At 69.8% G+C, this 16,937-nt stretch carries 15 protein-coding genes; 6 read left to right on the top strand and 9 right to left on the bottom strand.

The window, feature by feature from the left end; all coding sequences use genetic code 11:
• Positions 1–175 precede the first annotated feature (175 nt).
• The 3 genes from MYL53_RS09655 to MYL53_RS09665 form a co-directional block, all read right to left on the bottom strand.
• Positions 176–382 carry a cold-shock protein gene (locus MYL53_RS09655; RefSeq protein ID WP_035592907.1) on the bottom strand — a complete coding sequence of 69 codons (207 nt, stop codon included), beginning with the start codon at positions 380–382 and terminating at the stop codon, positions 176–178.
• Between the two features lie 120 nt (positions 383–502).
• Positions 503–2,158, bottom strand: a complete 1,656-nt coding sequence (locus MYL53_RS09660; RefSeq protein ID WP_247853580.1) for a GMC family oxidoreductase — start codon at positions 2,156–2,158, stop codon at positions 503–505.
• 91 nt (positions 2,159–2,249) lie between these two features.
• Entirely contained in the window at positions 2,250–2,849 is a 600-nt protein-coding gene (locus MYL53_RS09665; protein WP_247853581.1) for a CBS domain-containing protein, read from the bottom strand.
• A gap of 171 nt (positions 2,850–3,020) precedes the next feature.
• Here MYL53_RS09665 and MYL53_RS09670 point away from each other — a divergent pair, with 171 nt between their 5' ends.
• Together MYL53_RS09670 and mntP are read left to right on the top strand one after the other, a co-directional pair.
• The gene (locus tag MYL53_RS09670) at positions 3,021–4,661 is read left to right on the top strand and encodes an FMN-binding glutamate synthase family protein (protein ID WP_247853582.1); all 1,641 of its coding nucleotides are present in this window, start codon (positions 3,021–3,023) and stop codon (positions 4,659–4,661) included.
• A gap of 340 nt (positions 4,662–5,001) precedes the next feature.
• Positions 5,002–5,580, top strand: coding sequence for a manganese efflux pump MntP (gene mntP / locus MYL53_RS09675; RefSeq protein ID WP_247853583.1), 579 nt, complete (start codon positions 5,002–5,004; stop codon positions 5,578–5,580).
• A 60-nt stretch (positions 5,581–5,640) separates the two neighbouring features.
• Here the strand turns inward: mntP and MYL53_RS09680 are convergent, their stop codons facing one another.
• Positions 5,641–6,573, bottom strand: a complete 933-nt coding sequence (locus MYL53_RS09680) for a cation diffusion facilitator family transporter (RefSeq protein ID WP_247853584.1) — start codon at positions 6,571–6,573, stop codon at positions 5,641–5,643.
• Positions 6,574–6,714: 141 nt separating this feature from the next.
• Between MYL53_RS09680 and MYL53_RS09685 the strand changes: the two genes are divergently transcribed.
• Positions 6,715–7,242, top strand: coding sequence for an HPP family protein (locus MYL53_RS09685; protein ID WP_247853585.1), 528 nt, complete (start codon positions 6,715–6,717; stop codon positions 7,240–7,242).
• A gap of 28 nt (positions 7,243–7,270) precedes the next feature.
• Here the strand turns inward: MYL53_RS09685 and MYL53_RS09690 are convergent, their stop codons facing one another.
• Both MYL53_RS09690 and MYL53_RS09695 read right to left on the bottom strand, forming a co-directional pair.
• A complete protein-coding gene (locus MYL53_RS09690) occupies positions 7,271–8,923 on the bottom strand; it encodes a phosphoethanolamine transferase (RefSeq protein WP_247853586.1) in 1,653 nt (550 codons plus the stop codon).
• Complete coding sequence (locus MYL53_RS09695) at positions 8,920–9,636, bottom strand: phosphatase PAP2 family protein (RefSeq protein ID WP_247853587.1); 717 nt, start codon at positions 9,634–9,636, stop codon at positions 8,920–8,922. The genes MYL53_RS09690 and MYL53_RS09695 overlap by 4 nt, the downstream gene beginning before the upstream one ends.
• A 241-nt stretch (positions 9,637–9,877) precedes the next feature.
• Here MYL53_RS09695 and MYL53_RS09700 point away from each other — a divergent pair, with 241 nt between their 5' ends.
• Positions 9,878–11,848 carry a metallophosphoesterase family protein gene (locus tag MYL53_RS09700; RefSeq protein WP_247853588.1) on the top strand — a complete coding sequence of 657 codons (1,971 nt, stop codon included), beginning with the start codon at positions 9,878–9,880 and terminating at the stop codon, positions 11,846–11,848.
• Here MYL53_RS09700 and MYL53_RS09705 read toward each other — a convergent pair.
• From MYL53_RS09705 to MYL53_RS09715, 3 genes are all read right to left on the bottom strand, one after another.
• Positions 11,845–13,218, bottom strand: coding sequence for a PepSY-associated TM helix domain-containing protein (locus tag MYL53_RS09705; protein WP_247853589.1), 1,374 nt, complete (start codon positions 13,216–13,218; stop codon positions 11,845–11,847). The genes MYL53_RS09700 and MYL53_RS09705 overlap by 4 nt on opposite strands.
• A gap of 95 nt (positions 13,219–13,313) precedes the next feature.
• Positions 13,314–13,724, bottom strand: coding sequence for a DUF2946 domain-containing protein (locus tag MYL53_RS09710; protein WP_247853590.1), 411 nt, complete (start codon positions 13,722–13,724; stop codon positions 13,314–13,316).
• A 96-nt stretch (positions 13,725–13,820) separates the two neighbouring features.
• Complete coding sequence (locus MYL53_RS09715) at positions 13,821–14,261, bottom strand: YtoQ family protein (protein ID WP_247853591.1); 441 nt, start codon at positions 14,259–14,261, stop codon at positions 13,821–13,823.
• Between the two features lie 183 nt (positions 14,262–14,444).
• Between MYL53_RS09715 and MYL53_RS09720 the strand changes: the two genes are divergently transcribed.
• Complete coding sequence (locus MYL53_RS09720) at positions 14,445–15,017, top strand: gamma-glutamylcyclotransferase (RefSeq protein ID WP_247853592.1); 573 nt, start codon at positions 14,445–14,447, stop codon at positions 15,015–15,017.
• A gap of 139 nt (positions 15,018–15,156) precedes the next feature.
• On the top strand, positions 15,157–16,896 hold the full coding sequence (locus tag MYL53_RS09725; RefSeq protein WP_247853593.1) for an isocitrate/isopropylmalate family dehydrogenase: 1,740 nt from the start codon (positions 15,157–15,159) through the stop codon (positions 16,894–16,896).
• Positions 16,897–16,937 lie beyond the last annotated feature (41 nt).

The raw sequence follows: 16,937 nt of genomic DNA on the forward strand, positions 1-16,937 counted from the left end.
AGAAAATGGAATTTATAGGGCGAGGGGCAAAGAGTGAGGTGTGAGGTGTGAGGTGTGAGGTGTGAGGTGTGAGGTGTGAGGTGTGAGGTGTGAGGTGTGAGGTGTGTGGTGTGTGGTGTGAGGTGTGAAAAAGGTCGCCCCACCGTGGCGGTGGGGCCAACCGTTATGCAACGTCTCAGCCGATGGCCTTGATGTTGGACGCCTGCAGGCCTTTCTTGCCCTGGGTGACGTCGAAGGAGACCTTCTGGCCTTCCTGCAGAGACTTGAAGCCATCAGCCTGAATCTCGGAGAAGTGGGCGAACAGGTCGTCCCCGCCGTCGTCCGGAGAAATGAAGCCGAAGCCCTTGGTGTCGTTGAACCACTTGACGGTACCAGTCGCCATTTTGCATGCCTCGCATTGCTGTTGAATCCGCGCGGTGGGGGCGCCTCGCCGCTCCACGGCACACGGTCTGCTCCCCGATGGGCGCAGCCCTGACACTATACACGAGAGATGACGACACCGTTACAACGCTTCTTCACGCAGCCAGCCGGCCGCCTTCTCGGCGATCATCAGTGTCGGCGAGTTGGTATTGCCGCTGGTGATGGTCGGCATCACGCCGGCATCCACCACCCGCAGGCCGTCCACGCCGCGCACCCGCAGGCGCGAGTCGACTACCGCCAGCGGGTCGTCGTCGCGGCCCATGGCGGTGGTGCCCACCGGATGGAAGATGGTGGTGCCGATCTCGCCGGCCAGCCGCGCCAGGTCATCGTCGCTCTGATAGTGCACGCCCGGCTTGACCTCTTCCGGCGCATAGCGGGCGAAGGCCGGCTGGGCGACGATGCGCCGGGTCAGGCGCAGCGACTCGGCGGCGACGCGACGATCCTCCTCGGTGTCCAGATAGTTCGGCGCGATGCGCGGCGCCTCGCTCGGATCCGACGAGGCGATGCGCACCGTGCCGCGGCTCGTGGGATTGAGGTTGCATACGCTGGCGGTGATCGCCGGGAAGTCGTGCAGCGGCTGGCCGAAGGCCTCCAGGCTCAGCGGCTGGACGTGATACTGCAGATTCGGATGAGGGCGGTCCGGTGAGCTGCGGGCGAAGGCCCCGAGCTGGGAGGGCGCCATGCTCATCGGCCCCGTGCGCTTGAGCAGGTATTCCAGGCCGATGCGAGCCTTGCCTCCCCAGCTGCCGGCCAGGGTATTGAGCGTGCTGGCCCCGGTGACCCGATAGACGGCGCGGATCTGCAGGTGATCCTGAAGGTTCTCGCCCACGCCCGGCAGCTCGTGAACCAACGGGATGCCATGCTCGGCGAGCAGCCCCGCCGGCCCGATGCCGGACAGCTGCAGCAGCTGCGGCGAGCCGATGGCCCCGGCACACAGCACCACGCCGCGCCGCGCCCGGGCCTCGACGACCTCGCCCTGACGAGCGACGACAACGCCCTCGCAGCGCGGCCGACCGCCCTGCCCCGCGGCGAAGGCCAGCCGCTGCACCTGGCTGGAGTGCCACAGGGTCAGGCCGTCGCGCTCCTCGGCCTCGCGCAGGAAGGCCTTGGCGGTGTTCCAGCGCCAGCCCGCGCGCTGGTTGACCTCGAAGTAGTCGACGCCCTCGTTGCAGCCGCGATTGAAGTCATCGGTGCGCGGGATGCCGGCCTGGACGGCGGCCTCGGCGAAGTCGTCGAGCACCGGCCAGGTGAGCCGCTGGCGCTCCACCCGCCATTCGCCGCCGTGGCCGTGGAAGTCGCGGTGGCTGGCATCACCGTTGCCGCCGGCATCCAGACGGTAGTGGTCCTCGTGGCGCCTGAAGTCCGGCAGGCAGCTGGCCCAGCGCCAGGCGTCGTCGCCGGTGCGCTCGGCCCAGTGATCGTAGTCGCGAGCCTGGCCGCGCATGTAGATCATGCCGTTGATGCTCGAGCAGCCGCCCAGGGTGCGCCCGCGCGGATAGATCAGCGAGCGGCCGTTGAGGCCGGGCGTCGGCTCGGTGCGAAAGCACCAGTCGGTGCGCGGGTTATCGATGCAGTAGAGATAGCCCACCGGGATGTGGATCCAGGGATGGCGATCGCGGCCGCCGGCCTCGATCAGCAGCACCCGGACGCCCGGATCGGCGCTCAAGCGGTTGGCGAGCAGGCAGCCGGCGGTGCCGGCCCCCACGATGACGTAATCGAAGGTCGCGACGACGCTCACGGGCAACGGTCTCCTTGTCGACTCCAGTGCCCAGCGTCGCGCGCCCCCGATCGGATGTCATTGCGGCCTTGGTCGAGGGCAGGCCGCGCCCTTACAGCTCGTGGCCCAGCACCACGCGGCAGATATCGGAGAAGCTGCGTGCCTCGGGCAGCTTGGCCACGTCGGTGCCCAGCGCGCGGCCGATGTCGGCGGCCGAGATCATGCCGCGGATCCGCCGCTTGCCCTGGTGATCGGCCTCGGTCACCAGCAGGTGCTGGTCGCCGTAGGCCTCGAGCTCGCGCACCAGCTGGCCGATGGACAGCGCCGCCAGGCGCTCCATGCCCAGAGCATGCAGCTCGGCGCAGGGCGTCTGCACCATGCGCGCGGTGACGTCCTCGCGGTCGATGCCGCGGCGCTGCATGGCCTGGGTGATCAGGCGGCCGCCGATCACGTCGCGGGCGTTGAGCACGCCGACGCAGTCGCCGTCGTTGTCGACCACCAGCAGCAGCCGCACGCCACCGTGTTCCATCACCTTGCGGGCATCGACGATGGAGGTGTCGGCGGGCACGGTGAGCGGCACGACGTGCTGGAAGTCGGTCAGCACGGTCAGCGCCGGGCTGTCAGGCGAGAGCCGCGGCGGCACCGGCTTGGTGATCGGGGTATGGGCCGGCAGCACATCGAGGCGTTCGGGGGATGCGGTCAGGGTAGGCATGAGGGTGAGACTCCTTTTTCGGTCACGACCGGCTGTTCACGCCGGATACCCCCACACTGCGCCCGCGCAGATTAAGAGAACCTTAAGGGATCTGTCGCCGCCGCTCGCGTTTGACAGTGGCCCGGCGGCAGCATGCAATGACTTCCTCCCCCGCCGCAATGGAGTGCGAAGATGTCCCGACCGCCACGCCGCTTTCTCGTCTACGCCCTGACGCTGATCGGCCTCGCCGCCTGCCTGATCGGCCTGGCGCTGACCCCCGGCTGGGGCTGGGCCCTCGGCATTCTCGCCTTTGCCGCGCTGGCCGCGCTGGGCACCCACGACATCGTCCAGCGCCGCCACACCGTCAGCCGCAACTACCCGGTCACGGCACACCTGCGCTACCTGCTGGAGTCCTTCGGCCCCGAGATCCGCCAGTACTTCATCCAGCGCGACACCGAGGAGGTGCCCTTCTCCCGCGAACAGCGCAGCCTGGTCTACCGGCGCGCCAAGGGCACCATCGACAAGCAGCCCTTCGGCTCCCTCGAGGACATGCAGGCCCCCGGCTACGAGTGGATGAACCACTCCCTGGCCCCGGCGACCATCGACGACGACGATTTCCGCGTCACCGTCGGCGCCGACCGGGCCCGGCCCTATGACGTCAGCGTGTTCAACGTCTCGGCGATGAGCTTCGGCGCGCTGTCGCCCAACGCCATCAGCGCCCTGAACGACGGCGCCCGGCGCGGCGGCTTCTACCACGACACCGGCGAGGGCGGCATCTCGCCCTACCATCGCCGCGGCGGCGACCTGGTGTGGGAGATCGGCTCCGGCTACTTCGGCTGCCGGGACGCCAACGGCCGCTTCGACGCCGACCGCTTCGCCGAGCGCGCCACCGACGAGGCGGTGAAGATGATCGAGATCAAGCTCTCCCAGGGCGCCAAGCCGGGCCACGGCGGCATCCTGCCGGGGGCCAAGGTCACCGCCGAGATCGCCGCCACCCGCGACGTGCCCGAGGGCCAGGACGTGGTCTCGCCGGCCGCCCACAGCGCCTTTTCCACCCCCCGCGAGCTGATCGACTTCGTCTGCCGGCTGCGCGAGCTGTCCGGCGGCAAGCCGGTGGGCATCAAGCTGGCGATCGGCCATCCCTGGGAGTGGTTCGCTCTGGTCAAGGCCATGCGCGAGGAAGGCGAGCACCCCGATTTCGTGGTGGTCGACGGCGGCCAGGGCGGCACCGGCGCCGCGCCGCTGGAGTTCGCCAACCGCCTGGGCATGCCGCTCACCGATGCCCTGCTGCTGGTGCACAACGCCCTGGTCGGCGCCGGCCTGCGCGAGAAGGTCCGCGTGGCCGCCGCCGGCAAGGTGATCAGCGCCTTCGACGTCGCCCGCACCATCGCCCTGGGCGCCGACTGGTGCAACTCGGCACGGGGCTTCATGTTCTCGCTGGGCTGCATCCAGGCCCGCAGCTGTCACAACGACCGCTGCCCCAGCGGCGTGGCCACCCAGAATGCCCTGCGCGGCAGTCGGCTTGACGTGCCGCTCAAGGCCGAGCGGGTGCAACGCTTCCAGGCCGGCACCCGCGAGGCGCTGGCCGAGATGCTCGGTGCCGCCGGACTGCGCCATCCCGACGAGCTGGGCCCCGAACACATCATCCGCCGCGTCTCGCGCCACGAGGTGAGAACCCTGGCGACGCTGTTCGACTTCGTGGCGCCCGACGCCCTGCTCCAGGGCGGCGCGGCCCGCCACGCGATCTTCGCCGACTACTGGGACGAGGCCACGCCCGACAGCTGGGCGCCGCCGGTACGCCTTCAGCAGCTGCGCGAGAGCAAGCTGGTGTGAGCGACGCCCGGGCACCCAGGCGCGACGCTCGGGATGCATCCGCTCCCCGGCGATGATAGGCTACCGCTCTCTCGGTCATGGGTTCTGACTATCGACACGCTCGATTCGATACGTCGCCCGGGCCGAACGACCCTCGCTGGGGAGTAGCTGGCTCACGCCCGATGCGTGAGAGCGCCTGTCAACATAGTCGGCCAGATGCCGTGGCAGGTGCGCCGGCGCGTCGCTCGATACGCTCAGTATCGCGACAGCGCCAGGTCGGCGAGACCATCGACGGTACGACGCCCAAGGCCGGGCGCGTCGTATCGTCGTGGTAAATCGCCCGGCCGGACCCGTGACTCCCATGACCCTGCTGTCCACCACCCTGCTGGCCTTCTCGATGTCGACCGACGCCTTCGCCGCCGCGATCGGCAAGGGCGCCGCCGTCGACCATCCACGTTTCCGCGAAGCCCTGCGCACCGGCCTGATCTTCGGCGTCGTCGAGGGGCTGACCCCGCTGATCGGCTGGGCCCTCGGCCTGGGCGCCTCGAAGTACATCGCCAGCTGGGACCACTGGATCGTGTTCGTGCTGCTGTTCGCCCTCGGCGTGCGCATGATCCGCGCCGGCCTCGAGACGCCGGAACCCGACGAGGAAGCCCCCGCTGCCAAGCGCGGGCGTCAGGCCTGGTGGCTGATCGCCGCCACCGCGGTGATCACCAGCATCGATGCCCTCACCGTGGGCATCGGCCTGGCCTTCATGGAGGTCAATATCGTGCTGACCGCGCTGGCGATCGGTGCCGCCACCACCCTGATGGCCACGCTTGGCGTGATGCTGGGCCGCCGCCTCGGGGTGCTGATCGGCCAGCGCGCCGAGGTGCTCGGCGGCGTGATCCTGATCGGCATCGGCACCGTCATCCTCACCGAACACCTGGGCCTGTGGTAAAGGGATGTGATAAGGGCTGTGGCAAGGAGACCGTGGCGAGCCCGGCGTGATCCACCGGCCTCAGTGGCGATGCTCGCCGGGGGCCGACGCTTCGACGTCGTCGGCGCAGCGGTCACGGGCCTCCAGCTGGATGGTGGCGTGGGCCACGTCGAAGCGCTCGAGCAGCACCGCCTTGATCGCCACCAGGGTCGCCTCGCGGTCGGCGCCCTCCTCCACGGCGGCGTGCAGCGACAGCAGATGACGCCCCGGCGTCAGCGACCAGGCGTGGACGTGATGCACGTCGCGCACCGCCTCCAGCCGCTCGGGTAGCTCCCGCTCGATGCGCGCCACGTCCAGCGACGCCGGCGCGCCCTCGAGCAGGATATGCCCGGACTCCCGGGTCAGCCGCCAGGCGCTGCGCAGGATCAGCGCCGCCACCAGCAGCGACAGCAGCGGGTCGATCGGCGTCCAGCCGGTGGCCAGGATCACCAGCGCGGCGACGATGGCGGCCACCGAGCCCAGCAGATCGCCGAGCACGTGCAGCGCAGCGCCGCGGATGTTGAGGTTGTCGCGGTCGCCCAGGTGCAGGATGGCGAACACCGCCAGATTGATCACGAAGCCCAGTCCGGCGATGACCAGCATCGGCGTGCCGGCCACTTCGACCGGCGACAGGAAGCGTCGCAGCGCCTCGATGGCGATCCACACCACGATGGCGATCAGCGTCAGGCCGTTGACGAAGGCGGCCAGGATCTGCACCCGGTCGTAGCCGTAGGTGCGGCGATGATCCGCCGGGCGTTGGCTGAGCCGGGCCGCGAACCAGGCCAGCATCAGGGAGGCGGTATCGGTGAGCATGTGGCCGGCATCGGCAAGCAGCGCCAGCGAACCGGAGAGGATGCCGCCCGTCACCTCGGCCACCATGAAGGCGCCGGTCAGCCCGATCGCCCAGGCCAGACGCCTCTGACTGTCGGTGCCGGCGTGATGGTGGCCGTGGTCGTGATCATGATCGTGTGCCATCCGTCCTCCTGATCGGTCGTTCCTTCGACAGAAGGCCAGCATAACCGCCCAGGGCGCACGGGCACACCTTTACCTTTTTGGTGCGCCCTGGCACCTTATTGCACCCATTTAGCGCACCAAAGCGACCATGAAGACCCGTTCATGAAGACCTATTTCAGCAAGATGCGCGGCGCCCGCTATCGCCGCAGCGACGTCGACTGGCGCGATGCCTGCTGGTCCTGGCTCGGCGCCTTCATCGGCATGAGCGCGGTGGCCTGGATCGGCCAGCAGTGGCTCGCCCATCACCTGCTGGTGGTCGGCTCCTTCGGCGCCACCTCGGTGCTGATCTACGCCGCCCCGGAGAGCCCCTTCGCCCAGCCGCGCAACGTGCTGCTGGGCAGCGTGCTGTCGGCGCTGATCGGCGTGGGCTGCTTCCAGTGGCTGGGCGCCACGGCGCTGGCCGTGGCCTTGGCGGTGTCACTGGCGGTGCTGGTGATGCAGCTGACCGAGACCGTGCATCCGCCGGGCGCGGCCTCGGCGCTGATCGCGGTGATCGGCGGCCCCGAGGTCCACGCCCTGGGCTGGTGGTTTCCGCTGGTGCCGGTGGGGCTCGGCTGCGCGGTGATGCTGATGGTCGCCATCCTGGTCAACAACCTGGCCCGCCACCGCCGCTATCCCCGGCACTGGTAGCGCCCTCCAGCGATCGACCGACGCCCCCTCAGCCGCCCCGGCACTCCCGCGTCAGATCACGTTCGGGCTGCCATACCGCCGTCTTCACGCCGAGCACGCCCAGCACCGTATGGAACAGGTTGGCGTGACTCGCCGGCCGGTCGGCGCGCGCGGCCAGGCAGCTCCCGTCCAGGCCCGCCGTGGCATCGAATCCGGGTGACGCCCACCACACCATCGGCACATGGGTCTGCTCGTCGGGGGCGATGGCATAGGGCAGGCCGTGCAGATAGAGACCGTGCTCGCCCAGCGACTCGCCGTGATCGGCGACGTACAGCATCGCCGTATCCAGCCCCGGCAGCGCCTGAAGGTCGCCGATCAGGCCATCGAGCAGCGAGTCGGTGTAGCGCACGCCATTGTCGTAGCTGTTCACCACCGCCTGACGATCGCACTGGCTCAGCTCGGCGCTGTCGCAGGTCGGCGTGTAGACGCGGAAGGCCTCGGGATAGCGGGCAAAATAGCTGGGGCCGTGGTTGCCGAGCTGGTGCAGCACCAGCACCGTGTCCCGGTCGATGCCCTTGGCCACCCGAGCCGCCTCCTCGAACAGCGCGCCGTCCCGGCAGTCGCCGTCGGGGCACTGGTCGGGATGCCGCTCGGCGCTGATCCGGCGCGTTTCCACGCCCTGGCACACGCCCTTGCAGCCCGATTGGTTGTCCAGCCACAGCACCCGGAAGCCGGCGTGGGACAGCACGTCGAGCAGCGATTCGTGGCTCTTGATGTCGCGCTCGCTCTGCTCTCCCCGGCCGCCCGGCGCGAACATGCAGGGCACCGAGACCGCGGTGCTGGTGCCGCAGCTGCTGACGTCCGTGAAGTTGACCAGCTCGCGCTCGGCCAGCCGCGGCGTGGTCTGGCGGCCGTAGCCGTCCAGCCCCCAGTCGGCGGCACGCATCGTCTCGCCGACCACCAGCACCAGCAGGCGCGGCTTGTCGCCCTCGACGGTCTTGACCGCATCCTCGCCGAGCGGCAGGCGCTCTTCGGGCAGCGGCTCGCTGGCCGCCATCACCTGCCCGGTCGAGACCAGCGCATTGCCCGGCGTGACCAGGTAGCGCAGCGCCGGCCGGTTGCGCATCTCCGAGGAGAGGCCCTGATAGCCAACCATCAGCGACGCCGCCAGCACCGCCACGGCGCCGATCAGATAGCCCGAGCGGCGCAGCAGCGCCCGAGGCCAGCGGCGCTTGACCAGGCGCACGCGCCACAGCAGCAGCACCGGCACGCCGGCATGCAGCAGCAGATAGCCGGCGAAGGCCGGCGTCAGCAGCTCGCCGGCCTCGCGGGTGTCGGTCTGCAGCACGTTGTCGATCATGGTGGTATCGAAGTGGGTGCCGTAGCGAGTGGTGAAGTAGTTCACCACCGCCGCGAGGATCACCAGCAGGCTCAGCAGCGGCCGCACCGTGTGACGCGTCATGAACGGCAGGAACACCACGAACTGCAGGGCGGTCAGGATCAGCGCCTCGACGGCCAGGCGACCCCAGGCGGCCATCGAATCGAGCGGCGCATCCGCCAGCATGCCGTGCCAGAACGGCCCGTTGTAGAACAGCGTGAAGACCACGCAGACCGCCAGGGTCAGGGTGTCCGGGGTCAGCCGGGGAGACGGCAGCCGGCGCCAGGCGCGGCGAAGGCCCAGGGTTTCGAGCAGTGACATCATGCGCGGGACTCCGCGAGCGTGAGGGTGGACGCGGCGCGGCCCGGCAGCAGCCAGTGGGCCAGCACGGCGCTGATCGTGGCGCACAGCATCAGCGTCCACAGGTCATGGGACAGGAAGTGCGCGCCGCGCAGCTGCTGGGCGACGCCGAAGGCGAGCCCCAGGCCCAGCCCGACGGCCAGCCCCCAGCCACGCCAGCGCGGGCGAACGGCCGCGAGGAAGGGATACAGCGCGATCCAGGCGTAGCCGGCGCTGGCATGGCCGGCGGGAAAGCAGGCGGTGTCGGGGAAATCGACGGGGCGCGTCTCGAACAGGCCGATGAACGGCGCCCAGCCGCCGTAGCGGGTCAGGTCCCAGGGGCACTCCATGGGGATCAGGTGCTTGAGGGTCGACACCGCCAGCGTCGAGCCGGCCACCGCCAGGAACAGGAACCACAGCGGGCGCCGCCAGGCACGCAGCGACGCCAGCCCATGGCTCAGCGCCAGCGACAGGATCACCACGCCGCCCATGGCCTGGCTGAGATTACGCCCGCCCTCGTGCAGCACGGCCTCGGTGATCACGTCGTGATGCAGCGACCACTCGCCGCCCTCGAGGCGATAGAAGAGATCGGCGAGGCGGAAGTCGAGCCCCAGCCGAGCGAAGGCCAGCATCAGCGCGGCGAAGCCCGCCCAGGCCAGCAGCAGGCGCGGCCAGAAGGAAGGAAGCGAAGAACGCAAGACAGGCGACATGGCGGCCCCGAGGCAAGTGAGAAGACGCCACGTATCCTGCGCCTTCAGACTTACCCAGGACTTAATCCAGGCTTAACCCCGCCTTAACATCGCCGTGAAGGGCGTCGCCGGGCGACGACTCCCGCCTGCGGCACCTTGTCGGCTACCATGGTCGGACCCGAGCAGGCCCGGACGAACGCCCGACTCGCGACGGCCCGGCCTATCCGCACACTCAGGAAGCGCCTCGACAATGACGTCTGCCGATACCGCCCGCCCCGACCCCGCCGAGCTGCCGGACGTGCTCGCCGGCCCGATCCTGCGCCGCCTCGCCCCGGACCGCCTGCGGATCTGGCTGGTCGGCACCCGGCCGCTGTCCGGCAAGCTGCTGCTGCATCCCGAGGGCCACGGCCCACGCCGGCTGGCGCTGAACGAGCGCCGGGTGCGCCATCTGCCGCTGGGCCGCCACGCGGTGCTGCACCTGATCGACGTGGCACTGGAGACGCCGCTGCCCGTCGGCGTGGCCATCGACTACGACCTGCGCCTGGCGTCCCCCGACGGCGGCGACGAGACCGGCATCGCCGACTGGGCCCCGCACCTGTTGCATGAAGGCGCCCGCCGCCCGCGCTTCGTGCTGGCCGGGAGCCACCGCCGGCTGCTGCACGGCTCCTGCCGGCGGCCCCACCACGACGGCCCCGATGCCCTGGTGCGCGCCGACGGCTGGCTCGCCGAGCGCCGCGACGACCCCGAGGCCTGGCCGGCCTGGCTGCTGATGACCGGCGATCAGATCTACGCCGACGACGTGGCCGGCCCCACCCTGGTGGCGATCCACGAGCTGATCCGCCGCCTGGGCCTGTTCGACGAGCCGCTCGAGGGCGCCACCGTGGCCGACAGCCAGGCCCTCTACGCCGCCGAGTCGACCTACTACCGCCGCGACGCCCTGCTGCCCGACGTGGAAAGCAGCGCCAACCTGCGCGAGCGCGTCTTCGCCGGCGCCCGCAAGCCGGTGTTCACCTCGGCCCACGCCCGCAACCACCTGATGACCTTCGCCGAGGTCATGGCCATGTACCTGCTGGTGTGGTCGCCGGTGCCCTGGCGGCTGGTGAGGGTCTACAAGCCCGGTCTCGGCGCGGACGACGCCGCGGCCTTCGACGACGAGGCCGCCATCCTCGAGCGCTTCGTCGACGGCCTGCCCGCCGCTGCCCGGCTGCTGGCCCACGTGCCGTCGCTGATGATCTTCGACGACCACGACGTCACCGACGACTGGAACCTCACCGCCGACTGGGAGGCCTGCGCCTACGGCCATCCCTTTTCGCGGCGCATCCTCGGCAACGCCCTGCTGGGCTACCTGCTGTGCCAGGGCTGGGGCAACGACCCCGATCGGCTGGCTGCGCCGATGGACGAGGCCGCCGCGCTGCTCGATGCCGCCCGGGCGGGCAACGGCTGGCTGCCCACCGAAACCCACGACGCCTGCCTGCATCACCTGCAGCGCTTCGAGGGCTGGGAGTTCCAGATCCCGGGCACGCCTCGGCTGGTGGTGCTCGACACCCGCACTCGCCGCTGGCGCAGCGAACGCAGCCCGCGCCGGCCCTCGGGGCTGATGGACTGGGAGGCGCTGTCGGACTTCCAGCAGCAGCTGCTCGACGCGCCCTCGGCGATCATCGTCTCACCGGCGCCGATGTTCGGCGTCAAGCTGATCGAGGGCATCCAGAAGCTGTTCACCCTGGCCGGCAAGCCGCTGCTGGTGGACGCCGAGAACTGGATGGCCCACCGCGGCGCGGCCAGCGTGATGCTCAACATCTTCCGCCACTCGCGCACCCCGGGGCACTACGTGATCCTCTCCGGCGACGTGCACTACTCCTTCGCCTACGACATCCGCCTGCGCCACCGGCGCGGCGGCCCGCGGCTGTGGCAGATCACCTCCAGCGGGCTCAAAAACGCCTTCCCCGACACCCTGCTGGACGCCTTCGACCGCGCCAACCGCTGGCTGTACGCGCCACGCTCGCCACTCAACTGGCTGACCCAGCGCCGGCCGATGCGCATCCGCCCCCGAGACCCCGACCGCGCCAAGGCCGGGGAGCGGCTGTGGAACGGCGCCGGCATCGGCCTGGTGGAGCTCGACGACCGGGGACGGCCCAGCGACATCCGCCAGCTCGACGCCCGAGGCTTCGACGTGGTCTTCCCGCCCCCACCGGCCGAGAAGGACTCGCCAGAGAAGGACTAGACCGAGACCGCGCGCCGTGCTGCCCCACGGCGCCGCACCAAGGCATCCACCGCGGCCATCACGATCATCGAGGCGCCGACCAGCGGGAAGATCGCCCCGCCGATGGCCAGCAGCGCCAGCACGCCGCGCAGCCGGCGCGGGTCGGCCGGAACCGGCGGCACGCCGAGCTTCCCGGCCGGGCGGCGTTTCCACCACATCACCGCCGCCGACACGCACAGCAGCACTATGCCGGCGCAGGCCAGGGCCAGGATCAGCTTGTTGGCCAGGCCGTACTGCTGGCCCATGTGCACGTTGATGCCCCACTCCAGACCGCGTCCCAGCGGGCCGTAGTCGGCGTAGGTCATGTCGAGCAGCGCCTCGCCGCGGTACTGATCGAGGTGCACGACGCGCTGCTGGCTCAGGTCATCCGGGTAGGCGGAGCCGGTGTAAACGCCCGTGGGCCCGGCCGGCAGGTTGACCGCATAGCCCGGCGCCAGTCCCTTCTCATCGAAGATCGCCACCGCCCGGTCGAGGCCGATCGGCGCGGCCCCGCCGGTGTCGGCCGAGGCCTCGGAGGTCGGCAGCCGGGCCTGCTCCAACGACCAGGTCGTGGTCTCGCGCTCGGCCAGGCGCTCGTCGGACATCGGCACGTTGACCCGCACGCCGTCCGGATAGCCGAAGTTTTGGCCGTTGGCCAGCTCGTTCACCTTGCTGCCCCACAGCGTCGACCAGGGCATGCCGGTCACGGCCAGAAACAGGATGAAGCCGCCGACGAAGAGCCCGGTCACCGCGTGCAGGTCGCGCCAGAACACTCGCTTGCCCGGCTTGCCGCGCACCGACACCACGCCGCCGCGCCGGCCCCGCGGCCACCACAGGTAGGCGCCGGTCAGCACCAGCAGGATGGTCCAGCCGCCGACGATCTCGATGATCAGGCTGGCGCCGGTGCCGAACAGGCTGAGGCTGTGCAGGTGGCGCACCCACCACATCACGGTGCCTCGGTAGGGCATCTGCCCGGTCACTTCGCCGTCATAGGGATCGACGAACACCGCCGTCCGACTGCCGCCCGGCTGCGTCACGTCGACCTCGGCGGCCCGGGTCGCGTCGGCCGGCGGCACGTAGCGGAACGCCTCGCCGTCGACCGCGGCCAGCGCCGCGTCACGCTGCGCGGACGGGGCGACCGTGTCGGCCTGGCGGGCCTCGACCGTCATCAGGTCGGCGTGCCACCAGCGATCGATGTCGTCATGGAAGAGATAGAGGGCGCCGGTCAGCGCCAGTGAGATCAGAAACGGAAGGACGATCAGACCGGCATAGAAGTGCCAACGCCAGACGGCGCGGTAGATATCCTGCGCCCTATGGCGGAGGGGGGAGCTGCTTATGGAGGAATGGCTCATGGAAATCTCGCTCGGGGAATCATGACGACGCATGCCCTCGCCGCGCGTCCTGTCGACGTCGGCGAGCGAAGGCCATGCGATTCACATCGGGGGGATCACGAGCGATATCGGGGTGGCGCCCGGGTCGGCGCCTGGGGGAAGACCGCGGGCCCGCCGTGGGCCGCGCGGGTCGCCACCACCGGGGCGGTGATGGCATGGGACGGCACCGGGGCGACGCTCGGCAGCAGCGCCGAGAGCACCGGCATCTGCTGGAACAGCGTGCAGTAGCCGCAGGCCACCTGCCAGTGCAGGACCGCTGCGGCAGCGCCGTCGATGGAGGCCGGGGCCTCGGCCATCGACATCGCCGGCCCGAGGCGATGGCCGGCCAGATGCGCGCCACCGTGGTGGGCGTGTCCCGCCGCGCTCAGCTGACCGATCAGCGGCCCGGCCACCACCAGCCACATCGCCAGCAGCGCGAGGCGCGCGGGCGATCGAAAGCGACATGGCGTGGCGAGCTGGCGAATCATGGCGGTGAGGCGATCATGGGCGGACGCCGCAGCATAGCGCAGCCGCCCGCGATACGGCAGCGGGCGGCACGCGACGGCTTGTCGCGGCGGACGGCATCAGCCCTGCAGCACGTAGCGCAGGATCTCCACCACCTCGGCCGGCGTGGTCGCCCAGGCCATGGCGGCGGCATCCACTTCCTTGAGCGGATGCACGATCTCCTCGCCGTGCAGGGTCACGTAGGGCTTGCCCAGCGCCGCGCAGTAGCCGGCGTCGAAGGCCGCGTTCCACTGCTTGTACTTGTCGCCGAAGCGCACCACCACCATGTCGCTCTGCTCGATCAGGGTCTTGGTGCGAATGGCGTTGACCTTGGACGACTTGTGATCGCGCCAGTAGCCCTCGCTCGCCGGGCCCAGATGATCGCCGGCCGCATCGCTGGCGTCGTGGTCGGTGACCGGTGCGGTAAAGGCCACGTCCAGGCCGGCGGCCTCGGCGCCGCGCTGGATTTCCTGGCGCCAGTCGGTGTGGATCTCGCCGGACAGATAGACGGTGAAGCTCATGATGTCGGTTCTCCTCATGGGCCGGCTCGCGCCGGTCTTGTCGGTAGGATCGTCAATCCTACGTCATCACGCTTTGTGCACAAGGCTACGATGAAATGAATACACGACCATGGCTTCGACAAGCCGTGCCTCACCACGCATCATGGGGCGCCCACGACGGCAACGAAGGACGCGACAGGCCCCATGGCGCTCGACACCACCGCGCTCAACCGGCGCATGACCCACTTCGACGACCACGATGATCTGTGGCTGTTCGGCTACGGCTCGCTGATCTGGAAGGCCGACTTCCCCTTCCTCGAACGCCGACCGGCACGCATCCATGGCTGGGTGCGGCGCTTCTGGCAGGGCTCCCACGACCATCGCGGCACGCCCGAGTCCCCGGGCCGCGTCGCGACCCTGATCGCCGAGGAAGGCGCCACCTGCCTGGGCATGGCCTACCGCATCACGCCGGAGACCCTGCGCCCGCTCGACGTGCGCGAGAAGAACGGCTATCTGCGCGAGCTCACGCCGCTGCACTTCGAGGACGGCACCACGGCCATGGGCCTGACCTACCTGGCCACCGCCGACAACGCGGCCTTCCTGGGCGAGGCCCCGCTCGACGACATGGCACGCCAGATCGCCGGGGCCGAGGGCCCGAGCGGTCCCAATCGCGACTACCTGCTGCACCTGGAGACGGCGCTGGCGGAACTGGGTGTGACCGAGGCCCACGTCAGCGAACTGGCGCGACGGGTGCGGGCGATCGCCACACCGGCCTGAGCGACGCCGCCACCGTCCCGAGGGCCGGGCTTTGCGTGTACAATGACACCCTGATCGCATGGCAGCCGACGTCCTTCCGGCCACGACGCCAAGGGACGCGAGGCTGGTGGATTCCACGAGCACGAATACGGGAAGAGTGATGAGCGACAAGATCCAGGTGGCGGCCCCGCTGGTCATACTGCACGGCGATGAAATGGCCCAGGTGGCCTTCGAGAAGATCATCGAGACCTTCGTGACCCGGCCGCTGGCCATCGAGCTGGTCGAGATCGATCTGACCGCCGAGAACCGGCTGGTCACCAACGGCCAGGCCGTGCTCGACGCCATCGACGCGCTCAACCGCCACAAGGTCGGGATCAAGAACGCCGGCATGACGGTCAACCGCGAACAGCGCGATGCCCTGCTGGCCCAGCACCCCGAGCTCGACGCCGCCGCGCTCCACCCGCTGGCCACCAAGTCGCCCAACGGCGCCATCCGCAAGGGCATCGGCGGCAACATCACCCGCGAGGACATCGAGTTCCGCAACCTCCAGGTCGAGCGCCCGGCCTGGATCGGCCGCGACATCGAGGTCGAGACCATGGAGCACGGCGGCACCAAGGACAGCTACAACGCGCTGTCCTCGGCCACCGGCGTGGTCAAGCTGCTGTTCGTCGGCCAGAGCGGCGACCCGGTCGAACTGCACCGCCGCGAGGTCAGCAAGGGCGATCCCTGGCTGCTGGCCACCAACGACCTGGACGACGTCAAGGCCTGGGCCCACCGCTTCTTCCAGCGCGCCCTCGACGAGAAGCGCGATATCTACCTGGGCCTCAAGGACACCGTGATCGCCGGCTACGACGGCGTGATGCGCGCCGCCATCGAGGACATCTACCGCGAACACTATCAGGCCGAGGCCGAGGCGCTGGGGCTGGCCTATCACTACGAGCTGATCGACGCTCAGGCCGCGCGACTGGTCGCCAACCCGCCGGAGCGGGCGCTGTGGGGCGTGCCGGACAACAACACCGGGCGCAAGCTCTACAAGCTGGTCGAGCAGCTCAAGCGCCATGGCATTCCCGAGCGCAAGGCCCAGGTGTCGATCTCGCGGATGAGCGCCGGCGGCGGCGATCAGTACGGCAGCTTCAACGCTCCCGCCGCCGAGGACGGCATCCTCAAGGTGGTGGTCGACGGCGAGGAAAAGCACGCCCGCCACGTCAAGCAGGGCGACCCCATCCTGCTGATGTCCAACGATCGCGCCGCGATCAAGGACTGGGTGCTGCAGGTGTTCCGCGACGCCTCGCGCAAGGACAAGGAGGTCTACTTCGGCCTCAAGCGCGAGTACATGGACTACGACGAGGTGTTCAGCGACGTCATCACCGAGGCGCGGCGCGAGCTGGCCAAGGCCGACACCCCGCCGCCGTCGTTCATGATCATGCGGCCCTCCAGCCAGCTGATCAAGATGATCACCGACCCGCCCCGCAACGCCCTCTACCCGGCGCAGAACCTGGACGGCGACATCTTCTCCGATATCTCCGCCGCGCTCGGCGGCAGCCTGGCCACCGCCAGCTCGATCATCGAGAGCAAGAACGGCACCATGCTGTTCGAGGCGCCCCACGGCACCGCCCACGACCTCTACCTCAAGTACCTGGAGAGCGACGGCAAGGAGGCCTACTTCAACTCCTCGGCGCTGATCTACGCCGTGGGCAACGCCCTGGAGACCCTGGCCGAGCGCGAGGGCAACGCGCGGCTGGCCGACTACGCCACTCGCCTCAAGGCGGCGCTGATCGACACCATCGGCGACGGCATCGTCACCGGCGATCTCAAGGGCAAGACCACCGACCCGGCGAACGAGACCGTGGTCGACATGCACGGCTTCCTCGACGCCGTGGAAGCGCGCCTGAGCGTGTGACCGCCCTTCCCCGCATCATGCTGGCCTCCCCCGTTTCGGCG

Source organism: Halomonas getboli (assembly GCF_023094245.1).
Classification (GTDB): domain Bacteria; phylum Pseudomonadota; class Gammaproteobacteria; order Pseudomonadales; family Halomonadaceae; genus Halomonas; species Halomonas getboli.

What these genes read in the sequence shown, in the direction of transcription:
- MYL53_RS09655 (WP_035592907.1), bottom strand. Translation starts at nt 382, where the DNA reads ATGGCGACTGGTACCGTCAAGTGGTTCAACGACACCAAGGGCTTCGGC.
- MYL53_RS09665 (WP_247853581.1), bottom strand. Translation starts at nt 2,849, where the DNA reads ATGCCTACCCTGACCGCATCCCCCGAACGCCTCGATGTGCTGCCGGCC.
- MYL53_RS09670 (WP_247853582.1), top strand. Translation starts at nt 3,021, where the DNA reads ATGTCCCGACCGCCACGCCGCTTTCTCGTCTACGCCCTGACGCTGATC.
- mntP (WP_247853583.1), top strand. Translation starts at nt 5,002, where the DNA reads ATGACCCTGCTGTCCACCACCCTGCTGGCCTTCTCGATGTCGACCGAC.
- MYL53_RS09680 (WP_247853584.1), bottom strand. Translation starts at nt 6,573, where the DNA reads ATGGCACACGATCATGATCACGACCACGGCCACCATCACGCCGGCACC.
- MYL53_RS09685 (WP_247853585.1), top strand. Translation starts at nt 6,715, where the DNA reads ATGAAGACCTATTTCAGCAAGATGCGCGGCGCCCGCTATCGCCGCAGC.
- MYL53_RS09690 (WP_247853586.1), bottom strand. Translation starts at nt 8,923, where the DNA reads ATGATGTCACTGCTCGAAACCCTGGGCCTTCGCCGCGCCTGGCGCCGG.
- MYL53_RS09700 (WP_247853588.1), top strand. Translation starts at nt 9,878, where the DNA reads ATGACGTCTGCCGATACCGCCCGCCCCGACCCCGCCGAGCTGCCGGAC.
- MYL53_RS09705 (WP_247853589.1), bottom strand. Translation starts at nt 13,218, where the DNA reads ATGAGCCATTCCTCCATAAGCAGCTCCCCCCTCCGCCATAGGGCGCAG.
- MYL53_RS09710 (WP_247853590.1), bottom strand. Translation starts at nt 13,724, where the DNA reads ATGATTCGCCAGCTCGCCACGCCATGTCGCTTTCGATCGCCCGCGCGC.
- MYL53_RS09715 (WP_247853591.1), bottom strand. Translation starts at nt 14,261, where the DNA reads ATGAGCTTCACCGTCTATCTGTCCGGCGAGATCCACACCGACTGGCGC.
- MYL53_RS09720 (WP_247853592.1), top strand. Translation starts at nt 14,445, where the DNA reads ATGGCGCTCGACACCACCGCGCTCAACCGGCGCATGACCCACTTCGAC.
- MYL53_RS09725 (WP_247853593.1), top strand. Translation starts at nt 15,157, where the DNA reads ATGAGCGACAAGATCCAGGTGGCGGCCCCGCTGGTCATACTGCACGGC.